The organism is Streptomyces sp. NPDC047841 (assembly GCF_040704085.1).
Lineage (GTDB): Bacteria > Actinomycetota > Actinomycetes > Streptomycetales > Streptomycetaceae > Streptomyces > Streptomyces argyrophylli.
Genome location: NZ_JBEYRP010000017.1, coordinates 55782 through 70794, shown reverse-complemented (window position 1 = coordinate 70794; position 15013 = coordinate 55782). Strand labels below are relative to the sequence as shown.

15 protein-coding genes and 1 pseudogene are annotated in these 15013 nt (G+C 74.0%); 10 read left to right on the top strand and 6 right to left on the bottom strand.

From position 1 onward, the window contains the following. Positions 1 to 255: 255 nt before the first annotated feature. The 5 genes from AB0947_RS28025 to AB0947_RS28005 all read left to right on the top strand — a co-directional run bounded on the left by AB0947_RS28025 (position 256) and on the right by AB0947_RS28005 (position 2837). Entirely contained in the window at positions 256 to 459 is a 204-nt protein-coding gene (locus tag AB0947_RS28025; RefSeq protein ID WP_014677112.1) for a cold-shock protein, read from the top strand. A 353-nt stretch (positions 460 to 812) separates the two neighbouring features. Beyond that, complete coding sequence (locus tag AB0947_RS28020; protein ID WP_366753105.1) at positions 813 to 1070, top strand: hypothetical protein; 258 nt, start codon at positions 813 to 815, stop codon at positions 1068 to 1070. 230 nt (positions 1071 to 1300) lie between these two features. Then, positions 1301 to 1546, top strand: a complete 246-nt coding sequence (locus AB0947_RS28015; protein ID WP_366753104.1) for a DUF5133 domain-containing protein — start codon at positions 1301 to 1303, stop codon at positions 1544 to 1546. A gap of 218 nt (positions 1547 to 1764) precedes the next feature. Then, positions 1765 to 2067: a hypothetical protein gene (locus AB0947_RS28010; protein WP_366753103.1), complete on the top strand. Its 303-nt coding sequence runs from the start codon at positions 1765 to 1767 to the stop codon at positions 2065 to 2067. A gap of 206 nt (positions 2068 to 2273) precedes the next feature. Continuing rightward, entirely contained in the window at positions 2274 to 2837 is a 564-nt protein-coding gene (locus AB0947_RS28005) for a dihydrofolate reductase family protein (RefSeq protein ID WP_366753102.1), read from the top strand. A gap of 56 nt (positions 2838 to 2893) precedes the next feature. Here AB0947_RS28005 and AB0947_RS28000 read toward each other — a convergent pair whose 3' ends face one another. Beyond that, the gene (locus tag AB0947_RS28000; protein ID WP_366753101.1) at positions 2894 to 3655 is read right to left on the bottom strand and encodes a DeoR/GlpR family DNA-binding transcription regulator; all 762 of its coding nucleotides are present in this window, start codon (positions 3653 to 3655) and stop codon (positions 2894 to 2896) included. 89 nt (positions 3656 to 3744) lie between these two features. Between AB0947_RS28000 and AB0947_RS27995 the strand changes: the two genes are divergently transcribed. The 4 genes and pseudogenes from AB0947_RS27995 (at position 3745) to AB0947_RS27980 (ending at position 7345) form a co-directional block, all read left to right on the top strand. Next, the gene (locus AB0947_RS27995; protein WP_366753100.1) at positions 3745 to 4932 is read left to right on the top strand and encodes an MFS transporter; all 1188 of its coding nucleotides are present in this window, start codon (positions 3745 to 3747) and stop codon (positions 4930 to 4932) included. A 91-nt stretch (positions 4933 to 5023) separates the two neighbouring features. After that, a pseudogene (locus tag AB0947_RS27990) lies at positions 5024 to 5230 on the top strand (MMPL family transporter); the annotation flags it as partial. A 334-nt stretch (positions 5231 to 5564) separates the two neighbouring features. Continuing rightward, a complete protein-coding gene (locus AB0947_RS27985; RefSeq protein ID WP_366753246.1) occupies positions 5565 to 6167 on the top strand; it encodes a sigma-70 family RNA polymerase sigma factor in 603 nt (200 codons plus the stop codon). A gap of 170 nt (positions 6168 to 6337) precedes the next feature. Next, complete coding sequence (locus tag AB0947_RS27980; RefSeq protein WP_366753245.1) at positions 6338 to 7345, top strand: cobalamin B12-binding domain-containing protein; 1008 nt, start codon at positions 6338 to 6340, stop codon at positions 7343 to 7345. An 87-nt stretch (positions 7346 to 7432) separates the two neighbouring features. On the opposite strand, the gene AB0947_RS27975 is transcribed toward AB0947_RS27980, so the two are convergent. After that, positions 7433 to 8941: a cryptochrome/photolyase family protein gene (locus tag AB0947_RS27975; RefSeq protein ID WP_366753099.1), complete on the bottom strand. Its 1509-nt coding sequence runs from the start codon at positions 8939 to 8941 to the stop codon at positions 7433 to 7435. Positions 8942 to 9348: 407 nt separating this feature from the next. Here AB0947_RS27975 and AB0947_RS27970 point away from each other — a divergent pair, with 407 nt between their 5' ends. Further along, on the top strand, positions 9349 to 9609 hold the full coding sequence (locus AB0947_RS27970; RefSeq protein WP_366753098.1) for a WhiB family transcriptional regulator: 261 nt from the start codon (positions 9349 to 9351) through the stop codon (positions 9607 to 9609). Positions 9610 to 9651: 42 nt separating this feature from the next. Here the strand turns inward: AB0947_RS27970 and AB0947_RS27965 are convergent, their stop codons facing one another. Genes AB0947_RS27965 through AB0947_RS27950 form a run of 4 tightly spaced genes read right to left on the bottom strand, consistent with a single transcriptional unit; the run spans position 9652 to position 14790 of the window. Continuing rightward, positions 9652 to 10659 (bottom strand): DUF5914 domain-containing protein, encoded by a 1008-nt coding sequence (locus AB0947_RS27965; protein ID WP_366753097.1) that lies wholly within the window; start codon positions 10657 to 10659, stop codon positions 9652 to 9654. Beyond that, positions 10656 to 11687, bottom strand: coding sequence for a phytoene/squalene synthase family protein (locus AB0947_RS27960; RefSeq protein ID WP_366753096.1), 1032 nt, complete (start codon positions 11685 to 11687; stop codon positions 10656 to 10658). Before AB0947_RS27960 ends, AB0947_RS27965 begins: the two co-directional genes overlap by 4 nt. Further along, complete coding sequence (locus tag AB0947_RS27955) at positions 11684 to 13459, bottom strand: phytoene desaturase (RefSeq protein WP_366753095.1); 1776 nt, start codon at positions 13457 to 13459, stop codon at positions 11684 to 11686. Before AB0947_RS27955 ends, AB0947_RS27960 begins: the two co-directional genes overlap by 4 nt. Continuing rightward, positions 13456 to 14790: a polyprenyl synthetase family protein gene (locus AB0947_RS27950; protein ID WP_366753094.1), complete on the bottom strand. Its 1335-nt coding sequence runs from the start codon at positions 14788 to 14790 to the stop codon at positions 13456 to 13458. The genes AB0947_RS27955 and AB0947_RS27950 overlap by 4 nt, the downstream gene beginning before the upstream one ends. Positions 14791 to 15013 lie beyond the last annotated feature (223 nt).

Genomic DNA, 15013 nt, shown 5'->3' with positions numbered 1-15013 from the left:
GCCACCGGGACGACGGCGGCCTGCTCGGCACCGTTCACCCGGATGCAGGGATCGCGGGACGCGTCCGGATGCGGCCGTTCGGGCCACCGGATCCGGGGCGACGTGGTCCACTCGATCGGACCGTATCCGACTCATGGACGAATGATCGAATGACAGGGCCCCGGTCGGGGTAGAACGGACGATGGCATCGCCCCGCAGGGGGAGATGCCGCTACTTACTCCGGCCGGCACCCCCGGCAAGATCGAAGGACGCAGTATGGCCAGCGGCACCGTGAAGTGGTTCAACTCCGAGAAGGGTTTCGGTTTCATCGCCCAGGACGGCGGCGGACCGGACGTCTTCGCCCACTACTCCAACATCTCCGGCAATGGCTACCGCGAGCTGGTCGAGGGCGAGACGGTCACGTTCGACGTCACCCAGGGCCAGAAGGGTCCCCAGGCCGAGAACATCGTCCGCGGCTGACGTCCCTCACCCGACCTGCGGAGCCCTGTGCAGAGCGGCACCACCCACGCCGGGTGGAGCAGCTCGGTAGCCGGCTGGGCACATGACCCAGAGGCCGCAGGTTCGACTCCTGACCCGCTACAAAAGACGGGGGCCCGGCATCGGCCGGGCCCCTGACGCGTTCCTGCGCACATTGCGGGAAGGCGCTCGGTTCCCAGCGACGGCAGGGGGCCATGGCCCGGCCACCCGGTGTTCGAGGTTGACCCGGTGGTTGTCCGGTTCGAACCGTGGCACGGGCCTTCGGCGGGGTAGCCGCTGTTGTGATCGATACAGAGCGGCTGAGGCGTCCGCTCGCAGGAAAGGAGAGGAGCCGCATGGCTACCGGCGCGGAGTCGGCGAGGATCACGGCGAAGGTCCAAGGCAAGGACATCACCTTGGACGGCCCGCTGACGAAGGACGAGATCCGGAGCAGGATCTGGTGGTGGCAGAGCGACGGCACCACCCACGACGACTCCCACAAGGACGTGATCACGACCCTGGGCGGGTACTACGAGGTCTCCCCCGACCCCCGTACGCCCGAGGCCCAGGGGCTGGTGGACCTGGTGTACGACGAACTCCACCCGGACGAGTGACACAGCACAGCACAGCACGGCGCGGACGGAGCCGGGATCACGCTTTCCGCCGGGACGGGATGCCCCAACCGAACGCGGCAGGAGGAATGCATACGGTGATCAAGCCGGGGCACACGACTCCCTGAAGCACGCACCCACCGCTCTCGCGGCCCTGCAGCCGCCCGGCGGGCGCGCGCTCACGGACGTCGCGGGCCCTGCGGAGCGGCCCGCCCTGCGAGGAGGATGTCGCTGTGTTGCTGCCTGCGGAGAAGGAACTACGCGCGGTACTGGCCCGCTTTGCCGACGCCCGCTTTCGCCATGACCTGCACCCCACCGGTCGCTCCAGCCGGGAGTTGGAGGACACCACCTACACGCTGTGCGTCATGACCGGCACCCAGTCGGTGGACGAAGCCCTCGCCGCCGCCGACGCCCTTCTGGAACGGCTGCGGGCGAATCGCACCGCGCCCACCAAGGCGACGCAGACCCTGGCCGCCTGACGCCGATCCTCCGGCAGCAGCCTTGCACAGAGTGAGCAGCCTGTACGAACGGTGAGGAATGCGGACAGAACTCCGATGCCGGAAAAATCTGTGGATGTGTGTACGGCATGAGGAACGGGTAGGGGCGCTCCCGCGACCGCACCACCGCTGGAACACGCGTCATCCGTTGTCTCGCCCTGAGGGACAGGGGAACGCGGCCCGGCAAGAAGGAGAAGATCATGCAGATGACTGGACGGATCGCGATAGTCGGCGCTTCCACGATGCTCGCCGCAGGCGCCATGGCGATCGGCAGCGGTCCCGCGACGGCGAACACGGCCCAGGCACCCGAGCCCCGTCCGGCCGTCGCCGTGTCCGGTTGCGCCCAGAGCTCCGCCGACCGCCATCCTGCCGCCCGGCAGCCCACGGACCAGTGGATCGAGGACCAGCTGGCGAGCTTCTACCCGTCGTCCAAGCAGCGGCTCGCGGTGTTCGACCCCTGGGTCAAGGACCAGCTCGCGCTGTTCCAGGAGACCGGCCGGTGAGTGAGGCCGACGGCCACGCTCGCGTGCCTTCGGGCAACACCGCACACTGTGCACAAACGTGACGCCGTCTCAACACGCTGCGCTTTTCGGAGTGACTCAGGCCGATGAAGCCACGTCGACTCGGCCCGGAGGATTCTGCGAGTCGCGATGAGTCCTGACGTGTCCGGCAGTCCTACTGTCGAACCCGTCGTCAAGGAGGACTTCCGATGCGCAGCGTGACCTACTCGATGAGCGTCTCCCTCGACGGCTACATCGTCGGGCCGGACGGCCGCTTCGACTGGACGGCGCCCGACGAGGAGGTCTTCCGCTTCGCCACCGACGAGGTGCGAGAGGCCGGCGTCCACGTGCTGGGACGACGGCTGTACGAGACGATGCTGTACTGGGAGAGCGTGGATCAGAACCCCTCGCTCGATTTCTCGACGCTGGAGTTCGCCGCGCTCTGGAAGGCGCTCCCCAAGGTGGTGTTCTCCACCACGCTGTCGGCGGTACAGGGCAACGCCCGCCTGGCCTCCGGCGGCCTGGCGGAGGAGATCGAGCGGTTGCGGGCCGAGCCGGGAGAAGGGGACATCGCGATCGGCGGCGCGACTCTCGCCGCCGAGGCTGCCTCGTTGGGTTTGATCGACGAGTACCGTGCCAGGGTCCACCCGGTCCTGGTCGGCGGTGGCATCCCGTTCTTCCCCCAGCACGAGCGCCGGGTGGATCTCGAACTCGTCGAGACCCGTACCATCAGCTCGAAATTCGTCTACCTCCGCTACCGCGTGACGCACTAGCCGACTCGTCCGCCGAGCGCGGGGGAGACGGGCCGGCCAGTCAGGTTCCGGCGGTGTCAGACGATCTTCACAGTGGTGCCGTTGTTCTCGAGTGCCCCGGTCTCGTCGGCGGGCGCGGCGGTGTCGGTGACCAGGATGTCGACCAGGCTGGAGGGGCCGACGTAGGCGTGTGCGGTGCGGCCGAGTTTGCTGCCGTCGGCGGCGGCGATGACGCGACGTGCCGATGTGATGACCGCCTTCTTCACCGCTGCCTCGTCGAGGTCGTAGGCGGTCATGCCGTCCCCGGCGGTCAGACCGCAGCAGCCCAGGACGGCGGTGTCGAACCGCAACGCCGAGAGGGAGGCGAGGGTGAGGGGCCCGGTGAGGGCCCCTTCACCGGCGCGGGGCCGGCCCCCGGGCACGAGGAGTGCGGTCGGTTCGGGGGCGTCACCGAGGACGCCGATCGCCTGCAGTGACAGGGGCATCACGGTGACCTGCCGGCCGCGCAGCAGGCGCGCGACTTCCAGACAGGTCGTGCCGCTGTCCAGCAGGACGGTCTCACCGTCGGTGATGAGCGAGGCCACCTCTGCCGCGATCCGGCGTTTGGCGTCGACCGCTTCATGCGTGCGCAGCGCGAAGGGCGGCTCGTCCCCGCGCAGGAGGAGCGTGCGCGCCCCGCCGCGGAACCGTTCGAGGACGCCTTGCGCGGCCAACTGGTCCAGATCCCGGCGGACGGTCATGTCCGAGGCGCCCGTCAGGTCGGCCAGTTCGGCGACCGTGACCGTTCCTGCCTCCTGGACGGCCTGGGCGATCAGTCGATGACGTTCCACGGTGCTCATACCGTGATTCAACACCACTCGCATCGAACAAGTTAGACGTTCGAAAGGTAGTGCTTCAAACATAACTCGTGTTCGTTTAGGGTGCTCGCATGGAAAGAACGCTGCGCGTCTCGCGCGTTGTGACGTTTGTCTACTTCGTCCTCAACGGCACGTTGCTGGGCATGTGGGTGGTGCAGATCCCGGCCGTCGAGGAACGCGTGGGCATCAGTCACGCCGCCCTGGGCGGGTTCCTGGTGCTGCTGGGCGCAGGGGCTTTCGCCGGCATGCAGGTCGGCGGGCGCCTGTCCGACCGGCTCGGCACGCGCACCGTCGTTCCGGCGGCCGGAGTGCTGTGCAGCGTGACCCTGGTGCTGCCCGGCCTCGCCCAGGAGCCGTGGGCCCTCGGAGCAGCCCTGCTGGTCTTCGGATTCGGCAACGGCACCCTCGACGTGAGCATGAACGCGCACGCCGTACAGGTGGAGAAGGCGTACGAACGGCCGGTCATGTCGGCCTTCCACGCCACGTTCTCCGTCGGCGGCGTCCTGGCCGCGCTCGCCGGCGCCGTGGCCGTGGGCATCGGATGGGACCCCGCCACGACGCTGGGCGCCGCCGCGGGCGCCGGCGTCATCACCGCCCTGGTGTCGGCTCGTGGCCTACTGCCCGCCGAACCGGCCGCCCCCGTGACCGATGCGCAGGGGGCGCCCGAGGAGAGGAAGCGGTCCGTTCCCACCCGGATCTGGCTCCTGGCCGTCCTGGCTCTGCTGATCATGCTGTGCGAGGGAGCCGCCAACGACTGGAGCGTCCTGCACCTCAAGACCGTTCTGGGAGCGCCCGAGAGCACCGCCGCCTTCGCTTATGGGACGTACGCGGCGACGATGACCAGCGGCAGGCTCCTGGCGGACCGGATATCCGCGCGGTTCGGGCCGGTCGCCGTCCTGCGGTACGGCTCGGCCCTGGCCGCCGTCGGCATCACGGTCGTGGCCCTCTCGCCGTGGGTCTGGGCGGCGCTGACCGGCTGGGCGCTGTTCGGTCTGGGCCTGTCCGGCTGCATCCCACAGCTGTTCAGCGCCGCCGGACACGCCGACCCCGCGGCTGCGGGCACCAACGTGTCCCGGGTCGCCGGACTCGGTTACATCGGCATGCTCGCGGGACCTGCTGTCATCGGCTGGATGACCCACGTCGTGGCCCTCAACCACACCTTCCTGCTCCTCGCCCTGTTCTGCGCATCGGCTGCCGCGGCGGCCGGCATCCTGCGCACCTCGCCCGAGCGGTCCCGCGCAGTCGAGCTGACCCCCTGACCCGGCCCCGCAACCGGCGGACCGTCGAGCACGCCGAGCGGTGCCGCTGTACGGGTTTGGTCTTCCTGGTCGCCCTCGGCGTCGACTCGTCACCACCGGCGTGGTCATGACCTCCGCCGGGGTGGTGCTCGCCGCGACCTTCGCCGCGCTTGACGTGATTCCGCTGGCGTTCCTTGTGCAGATCGCCTTCATCGTCGCCTTCGGCGTGCTGCTGGACACCCTGGTGGTGCGTTCCCTGCTGGTGCCGGCGCTCGTACGGGACGCCGGGGACCGCGTGTGGTGGGCCCACCCGGCCCGGCGGCCCCGGACGAGCGGCACCCGGCCGTCCCGGCCGTCCTCCGGCGGGACAGCTGCGCTTACCGGAGCAGCCCCGGTGCGGATTCCGTCCGCAGGGCTCCTGCACGGTCGGGGGCAATCCGATGCAGACCCCGTGCGAGTTCCCTCCGCAGGGCTCCTGGACGAACCGTCGCCACCCGCGCAGGCCGGATGCGCCCGCGCCCGCAGACCGTGGCAATACGATGCAGACTCGATGCGAGTTGCCCCCGCAGGGCTCCCGGACGGACCGTGGCCGTGAGGCGTCAAGCCACTCGGAACAGGCCGTAAAAGGAGCAGGCGACATGACGGCACTTGCTGTGACCGAAGCGGGGCACGCGCCCGTTGCCGTGCCCGTGCCCGTGCCCACGGCGTCCCCGGAGGACGACCTGGCCGACCGATTCGCGGCCGGGGACGAGGCCGTCATGGAGGCGGTCTACCGCCGATGGGCCCCCCTCGTCCTGTCGCTGGCGCGGCAGTCGCTGGGCGACGGCGCGGAAGCCGAGGACGTCACCCAGACGGTGTTCCTCGCCGCCTGGCGCGGGCGCCACGGATACCGTCCGGGCCGTGGTCCGCTGCCCGCCTGGCTCGTGGGCATCACCCGCCGCAAGATCGCCGACGCCCTGTCCGCCCGCACCCGGCGCACGGACGCCGCCGCGGCGGCGGCACGCGAGCCGGACCGCACACCGGAGCCGTACGCGCAGGACGACGTCCTGAACCGCGTGGACGTCACCCGGGAGCTGCGCCGCCTTCCCGAGGCCCAGCGGCGGGTGCTGTGCCTGACGTTCTACGGTGACCTGACGCAGACGCAGATCGCCCACGTCACCGGCTGGCCACTGGGTACGGTCAAGAGCCACGCCCGGCGCGGCCTGCTGCGCCTGGGCCGGAGCCTGGTCGGGGAGGCGCCGGAACGAGCCCGCTGAACGGGCGGTGCGCGGGACGAGGAACACGGGCCACGGGGCGCGTCCCCCGCGGGCCGGCCGGCGCAGACGCCGGAGGCTTCCCCGCTCGACGCGCCCGCGTGCTCGTCGCCGGTCTCGTCCGCGCGACCTCCCGCGCGCGGACACCAGGAGAACAGGGACACTTGACCACCGTGAACCCCGCCGCACCGCCTCCCCCCGAACCGTCCGCCGTACCGGGCGATGTCGGTCTGACCACCGGTGTACTGGCCCGGCGCCTCGGTGTGTCGCCCATGACCCTGCGCTCGTGGGACCGCCGCTACGGCATCGGACCGACCGCGCGCACCGAGGGCGGGCACCGCCGCTGGACGGCGACGGACGTGGCCACGGTCGAGGAGATGTGCCGGCTGACGGCGACCGGCGTTCCGCCCGCCGACGCGGCCCGCGCCGCCCGTACGGCCTGCGCCGGCCCGCCCTCCGAGGCCGCGACCGCCACCGCTTCCGCGCCGCCGGCGCCCCCCGGGCGATCACGGGCCGCCGGCGCGCTGCCCCTCGGCGATGTGCGCCAGGAGTGCCGCGGCCTCGCGCGCGCCGCCGTACGGCTGGACGCACCCGCGCTCGAGACACAGCTCGCCGCCGCCGTCGAACACCACGGCCTCGTCGTCGCCTGGCAGGAGGTGATGGTGCCCACCCTGCACGCCGTGGGACGCCGCTGGGCCTCCTCCGACGACCGGTACGTGGAGGTGGAGCACCTGCTCGCCTGGCACGTCTCCACCGTGCTGCGCCGCACCACGCCGCCGGCCGCCCCCGTCGCGCCCTCCGGGGCCGGCTGCGTCCTGCTGGCCTGCGTCCCCGGTGAGCAGCACACACTGCCCCTGGAGGCGTTGCACGCGGCACTCGGTCAGGAGGGGCTGCCGGTGCGCATGCTGGGAGCCGCCGTTCCGCACGAGGCGCTGGACGCGGCGGTGCGCCGGCTCGGCCCGGCCGCCGTCGTGCTGTGGGCCCAGGAGAGCACGCGGGCGGCCCCGGCCCTGGCCCGGCACGTGGCCGGGCTGCGCTGGGGGATGAAGGGGACGCGGCGCGGCCCGGCGGTGGTGCTCGGCGGTCCCGGCTGGAGCCGGGGCCAGCCCGTCGCCGGCATCAGACCGGCCGGGCTCGCACAGGCGGTGGAGCTGCTGCGCGCGCTCTGCACCGCCGGGTGACCCGACGCACACCTCTCCGTCCCCCCGCTCGCCGGCCGCCCCGGCTGGGCGCACGCCGCCGGTCCGTCCGCAGCGCCTCCGGCTCCCTCACGGCGTGCCCGCCGCGCGCCGCCGCTCCTGCCGCAGCACCTCTTCCAGGTCGCCGAGACGGTCCAGGCCCTGTACCGCGCGTCGCACGCGGGCGTTGCCGGACAGCAGCCGCCGGTGCCGGTGCAGGAAGGCCCAGTACCCGGCGGTGAAGGGGCACGCGCGGGGGCCGGTGCGCTCGGTGGGCCGGTAGGCGCAGCCGTCGCACAGGTCGCTCATGCGGTGGATGTAGGCGCCGCCCGACGTGTACGGCTTGGTGGTCATCCGGCCGCCATCCGCGTACTGGGACATGCCCACCACGTTCGGCACCATCACCCAGTCGTAGCCGTCGACGAAACAGCGGTGGAACCAGTCGGTCACCGCGGCCGGGTCCCAGCCCCGCTGCAGTGCGTGGCTGCCCAGCACCATCAGCCGTGGGATGTGGTGCGTCCACCCGGTGTCGCGCACCTGGGCCAGCACGGTGGCCAGGCAGCGCGCGGTGAGCGCGTCCGCGTCCAGCTCGGCGAAGTACTCGGGCAGTCCCCCCGTGTGCCCGAGCGCGTTGCCGTGCCGGTAGTCCTCGCCGAAGTGCCAGTACAGCTGCCACACGTACTCCCGCCAGCCCGCCACCTGCCGGACGAAGCCCTCCGCGCTGTTCACCGGGACCGCGCCCTCCCGCCACGCCCGCTCGGCCCGCTCCACGCACTCCGCCGGGTGCAGCAGTCCGAGGTTCAGCGAGGACGACAGCAGGCTGTGGCTCATCACCGGATCAGCGGCGAGCATCGCGTCCTCGTACGGCCCGAAGGACGCCAGCCGGTGCGCCACGAAACGGCGCAGGGCCGACAGCGCCTCCCGCCGGGTGGCGGGGAAGCGGCGGGGCCCGTCCCGGCCGACGAACCGCACCCCGTCCTCGCGCTCCCACCGGTCGAGGTCGTCGCGCACCCCGGCGTCGATGTCGTCCTCCTTCGGCTCGAACGGGCCCGGCACGTCCAGTGCCCGGGTGCCGCCCGGCGGGGGCTCGCGGTTGGCGTGGTCGTGGTTGAACCGGCCGCCCGCCGGGTGACCGCCCTCCATCAGCAGGTCGTGCTGCTGACGCACCCAGTGATAGAAGTCCTCCTGGAGCAGCCGTCGCCCTCCGCGCCCCTCGGCCCAGCCGGCGAACTCCTCGCGGGACACCAGGAAGCCCCGGGCGGGCAGCACCCGCACCCGTGGCAGCGAGCGCACCAGCCGGAGCGCCGCGTAGGAGGTGGGGTGGCACACCGTGACCGGCCCGCCGCCGACCGCTCGGCGCAGGCCCTCGCGGTAGGTCTCGGCCCGCACGTACGTCATCCGCCCGCCCAGTTCCGCCGCGCGGTGCCGCATCGCGGAGAGCACCAGGTGTGCCTTGGCACGGTGGAAGCGGCGCCGCCGGAAGACCGACCGGGCCTCGATCATCACCAGGGGCGCCCCGCGGTCGGGGCCGTCCTCACCGGCGGGCGTGAGGAAATGGGGACCGAGCTGGTCGCCGAAGATCCAGTGCGGGGTGGTCATCGCGGCGGAGCCTTCCGGGTCGTGGCTGGGTGCCTTCCGTGCGGTGCGGGCCCGGAGTTCCTGTGCCCGGCGCCGCGACCGGTGCCGGGCCGGGGTCCGGCACCGGACCTCGGGCTGCCCCAGCGGTACCGGTATCCGGTGAGGCCACTCTCGGACGGTTCCGCCCGGTCGGCGGGCGCCGGACGCGGCGCGCCGCCGACGATCCTCCGTTCGGGCGCGGGCGCGGGCGCGGGCGCGGGTGCGGGCACGGGCGACGGTGAAGGCGCGGGCACCGGACCGGTATATCCCGAAAGTCGGGTATGGCCTTCCGTGACCGAGTGCGATTAGCATGACGTCCACCTCTGCCGGGACCGCGGCTTCCCTGCCGCGTTGACACCGATGCCCTGATCGGCCCGTGGAGGCACGAGATGACCCCCTCACCCGTGTTCCGGAACCCCGAACCCGACTGGCGCGTCCGGGCGTTGTGCGTCGGCGAGGACCCCGAGCTGTTCTTCCCGTTGGTGGAGACGGACCTCGCGACAGCGCGTGCCCGCGCGGTGTGCCTGCGCTGCCCGGTGCTGCTGCCCTGCCGTGACTGGGCGGTCCGCCACGGCGAGACCGACGGCGTCTGGGGCGCCACCACCGCGAGCCAGCGCAGGGCGATCCGCCGTGCCGCCTTCGACCGGTGAACGCGGGTACGAGGACGGCCGGGGAAGCCGCCCGCGCGCCCCTCAGCCCGGGAACCGGCCGGTGGACCGCAGCTGCCAGCGCCGCTCGGCATACGCCAGGTCGTCCCGCCACAACCGCCCCGCCGCGGCACGCACCAAGGGCCGCAGCAAGGGCGCGGCCCCGCGGACGGCGGCGAAACCCGGACGGTCCGAGGCGGCGACCACCGCCTCGATCACGGCGGTGCGGGGCCGCCCGGCCTCGTCCGCGCCCAGCGGCGTGGCATGGGTCTCCACGACGGAACCCGCGCCCTCGCCCCCAGTGATGTGCATGACGACCGTGCGTGGTTCGGGGGCGGTGAACACGGCGCGCACCGGCACGACCAGCCGGCCCGCCACCTTGAAGGACACGTCGACCGTCAGCGAGTCCGGCCCGTCGTCCGCCGCACCGGCCCGGTCCCCGGGCGCGTCGACCACCGTCAGGTCGACGAACGAGTACGGGTGGAACCAGCCTCCGTGCCACGGATCGAGCCGGTTGGCCACCACGTCCTCGGGCTCGCAGACACCCACGACGGTGCAGACACTGTCCACAGCGCCCGGCAGCCCCGGCCGCCGCGGTACGACCGGCGCGTCCAGCGGCTCCTCACCGCCCACCTCGTCCAGGCGGGCCCACACCAGCACCCCGTCGTCGTGCACCGGCAGCGGCGCCCAGCCCGCGTACGCGCGGCCGTCCAGCGCCAGTCCGTGCCAGTGGCACACCAGGGTGCCGCAGCGCACCGGGCTGTCCCGCAACGGCGCCCCCAGGTGCGGGCAGACACCCGGCCCGCCCACCAGGCGCCCGTCAGGCCCTCGCCACACCACGACCTCCTGCCCCGCCACGGTCCGCGCCAGCTTGCCGTCGCCGCGCAGGGCGCGGGAGGCGCCGACCACGAACCAGTTCCCGGACGGACGGGCCTGCGCCCGCTTCAGCGCCCCGGCGATCACCCCGGGCCGCGCCTCGCGCCAGGTGGGCCGCTGCCGCTCCCACGGCACGGCACGGCGGCGCAGCGACAGCAGCGGACGACGGCGGCTCACGCGACCTCCTCGGCGGGGCGGACGGCCGCCGCCGGCGGGAGCACGGCCGCGGGCAGGTCGCGGGCGCGCTCGGGCGGCCGGTGTCCGGCACCGGCCCGCATGCGGAGCCGGGCCGTCGCCACCCGGACCAGCCCGTCGGCGGCGACGACCGCCCTGCGCCGTCGCGGCACCACCGACCGCCGGTGCAGCACGGCCCAGCCGTCGCGCGCGACGGCGTCCAGGATGCCGCCGTACAGGACGGCCGCGGTGCGGATGCAGGGCCGGGACACCGGTTCGAGCAGTTCGACGCCCGGCATCGCCGCCCGGTACACCCCGCGGGTCAGCGCCTCGAACTCCCTGAGCGCGGCCGTGATCCGGCGGTCGGGGCGGCCCGACGCGCGGCTGCGGACCAGCAGCTCCCGGTCGACGCCGTGACCGGCCAGCAGGTCGGCGGGCACGTAGACGCGCCCGCGGTCCAGGTCCTCGCCGACGTCCCGCAGGAAGTTGCTCAACTGGAAGGCGACGCCGAGCGCCGCGGCGTACGGCTCGGCCTCCTCCCGCGGCACCACCGTGCCCAGCACCGGCAGCATCTGGAGCCCGATCACCGCGGCCGAGCCGTGCATGTACGCGCACAGGTCCGCGTAGGTGGGGTAGGCGGTCACAGTCAGGTCGGAGCGCATCGCGGTCATGAAGTCCCGGAAGTGGACGTGGTCGATGGCGTACCGGCGGGCGGTGTCGGCGAGGGCCCGCACCACGGGCTCCCCGCCGCCGCCCCGCCGCAGCCCCTCCTCCAGTTCCTCCTGGAGCCGGGTCAGCGCCTCCGCCCGCGCGTCGGCTCCGGCACCGGTGCCGAGGGAGTCGACGATGTCGTCGGCCCAGCGGGCGAAGCCGTAGAGGGCGTGCACGGCCGGCCGCCGCTCGACGGGCAGCAGCCGCGTGGCGAGGAAGTAGGTCCTGCCGTGCCGCGCGTTGAGGGCGCGGCAGTGCCGGTAGGCCGCGCGCAGCGCCGGATCGGTGATCCCCGCCGCGTCCAGCTCTCGGTCGGTCATCGGGTCCCGCCTTCGGTCGTGGGGGCAGCAGGGGCGGCCGGGGGGCTCTGTGGTGTATCGGACTGTGCCGCGGCAGCAGGTGGACGCGGTGGGGACGACGGCGGTCCCTGGGTGCCGGCGGCCCGGCCGGGAGGTGTGTCGCACACGCGCGGTTCGGCCGCCGGTTCCGCTCCGCCGGACGGGGACGAGGACACCCTCGGGGAACCGGCGGGGGCCCGGGCGCCCGGCCGGTCGGGGACGGCGGCGCTCGCGGTGGGGCGCGAGGGGCGCGGGCGGGTGTTGGCGCGCCCGGGTACCCCCGTGACGCGGGTCGCGGCCAGCTTCCCCGACAGCAACACCGTGGGCACGCCGACGCCGGGTGTGGTGCCGCAGCCGGCGAGGACGGCGTTCTCCGTGCCGCGCACCAGGTTCCGCGGCCGGAACGGCCCGGTCTGCGCGAAGGTGTGCGCGGCCGAGAAGGGAGTTCCGGCGGCATGCCCCCGGGCCTGCCAGTCGGCCGGGGTGACCAGGCACTCCTCCTCGACGGCGTCCGCGACGCCCTCAAGGCCGCGCCGCCCGAGTTCCCGCAGCAGCGCGTCCCGGTAGCGCGGACCGAGGTCGGACCAGGCCGCCGCGTCCGGGCCGATGTCGGTGTTGGGGCAGGGGGCGAGGATGTAGTGCAGGTGGCGACCCGGCGGCGCGAGGCCCGGATCGGTGGCCGTGGGACGGGTGACAAGCAGCGACGGGTCGCTCATCAGCCGTCCGGCGCGGGTCAGTTCGTCGAACGTGGTGTGCCACGCCGCGCCGAACATGATCGTGTGGTGGGCGAGGCGGGGCCAGGTACGGTCCGTGCCGACGTGCAGCACGACCGCCGAGGGCGAGTGGCGCAGCCGCACCGGCCGGCGCGGCCGGCGCCCGAGCAGCCGGTAGGCGACGGGCAGGTCCGGGGTGAGGACGACCGCGTCGCACGGGATGCGGCCCGCGTCGGTGACGACGGCCGTGACGCGCTCGCCGGACCGCTCCAGGCGGGTCACCCGCTGCGCGTACCGCAGGTCGGCGCCCGCCGCCGCGGCGGCGTCCGCCATCGCCCGCGGCAGGGCGTGCATGCCGCCCCGGGGGAAGTACACGCCCGCGACGGTGTCCATGTAGGCGATGACCGCGTACGCGGCCAGCGCGCGGGCCGGGGGCACACCCGCGTACAGCGCCTGGAAGGAGAACACCCGGCGCAGCCGCTCGTCGCTCAGGAACCGGCCGATCCGTGCGTCCAGGCGACCGAAACCGCCGAGGGCGGCCAATCGGGCGAGATCGGGGGTGAGCAGGCCGAGCGGGGAGTCGAAGTTGGCGTCGATGAACCGGCGCATCTGCGCCCGGTACAGCCGCTCGAGCCAGTCGCGCAGCCGCCGGTAGCCCGCCGCCTCACCGGGGCCGGCGAAGCGCTCCACCTCCGCCGCCATCGCCTCCGCGCCGGTGTGCACGTCCAGGCCGCTGCCGTCCGCGAAGCAGGCCCGGTACGCCGGGTGCAGGGGGACCAGCTCGACCCGCTCGTACAGACTGTCCCCGACGGCGGCGAACGCCTCGTCGGCGAGGTCGGGCATGGTCAGCACGGTGGGCCCGGTGTCGACCCGGTAGCCCCCGAGGTCGAGGCGTCCGGCCCGCCCGCCGGGCAGCTCCTCGCGCTCCACGACGGTCACCCGGCGTCCGGCGCCCAGCAGGTGCAACGCCGCCGACAGTCCGGCGAGTCCGGCGCCGACGACCACCACGTGATCCGTGCGCCCGGGCAGCGTGCGGGTCACCGGCCGCTCCCCGCGCCGCGGGGATGGGGGGCGTACGGGCCCTGCCAGGACCGCGGCCGTACGGCGGCTTCCCCGCCCGGCCGTGCCCCGGCCGTGGCGAGCAGCAGGGCGCGCAACGGCGCCGCGCCCTCCGGATCGAGCAGGGCGCGGTCGAAGTGCCGCAGCCCCTGCGCGGCCAGCCGGTCGACCTTGATCTCCACGGTGGCGCGCGCACCCGTCGCGACGAGCACCTCCCGAACCTCGTCCAGGCCGGCCCCGGTGAGGGCCCCGTCACCGAGCCGCCGGTCCAGGACGGCGAGCGCGGCGCCGTCACCGGCGGCCTCCGCCCGCGCGCGGGCGACCGCGACCAGATAGGTGGGCTTGCCCTCCCGGATGTCACCGCCGCACGCCTTGCCGGTCTCCAGCGGGTCGCCGAAGACGTCGTCCAGGTCGTCGCGCAGCTGGAACGCCATGCCGGCACAGCGCCCGGCGTCGCACAGCCGGCGCAGCGTCCCGTCGTCCGCACCCGCCACGGCGGCTCCCAGGGCGAGGGGCCGCTCGACCGAGTACAAGGCACTCTTCAGCAGGGCGGCGCGCAGCACGCGGGCCAGAGACCGTGACGCGGTGATCTGGCCGTGCAGGTCCAGGTACTGGCCGGCCACCATCTCCGTGCGCATGTCGCTCCACAGCCGCCGCACCACCACCCCCGTCCACGCCGCCAGCGGGATCTCCGCCACCAGGTCGTCGGCCCAGGCCAGCGCCAGGTCCCCGGCGAGAACCGCCGCCGACTGCCCGAACCGCCGGGCCCGCTCGGGCCCCACCCGGTCCTCGTGCCCGGCCATGAGGTCCGTGTGCAGCGTGGGCCGGCCCCGTCGCAGCGCGGCCCGGTCCATCACGTCGTCGTGGACGAGCGCGCACGTCTGGAGCAGCTCCAGGGCGCCGCCGATCCGCAGGGCCCTGCCCGCCGTGGCGGCGTCCCGGCCGGCGCAGGCCCGCGCGGCCCACCACACCAGCTGAGCGCGTGTGCGTTTACCACCCTCCAGAGTGAAGCGCGTCACCCGTTCGGCCACGTCCTGCGCGAACAGCGGATCCGCCAGCCGTGCGCGGCGCAGGCGCTCCGCCAGTGCCTGGTCGAGCACCCGGTCGACGGCGCCGGGCACGTCGGCGTCGGTCCGGCGCACCTCGTCGGGCCCGGCCGGAAGCGGTCCGGCCGCCGCCGAGCACGCCTCGGTTCCGTCCCGCCCCGCGCCGTCGCCGGCCACCGGCCCGTGGGCGGGCGCCGCCACGGCCGTCGTCGCGACCGGCCGCGGCGGCGAGGCCGCACGGTGCTCCTTCGCGTGGGTAGGACGCATCCCGGTTCCCTCCGTCGTGTCTGTGTCCGTCGTCTCCGTAGGGACTGCTTCCGCGTGGGCGGTGGGAACGGATGCGCGAATCCCCCAGGTGGTCGCGCGGCCGTCGGTGCTCCGCCCACTCCACCGTGCTGTGTCCGGCGTCCGTCCGCTCGCCGCCGGAGGTGCCTTGCGTCCGCCCGGGTACACCATCCGGAACACCGGACGGGGACATCCCCGTCAGCCG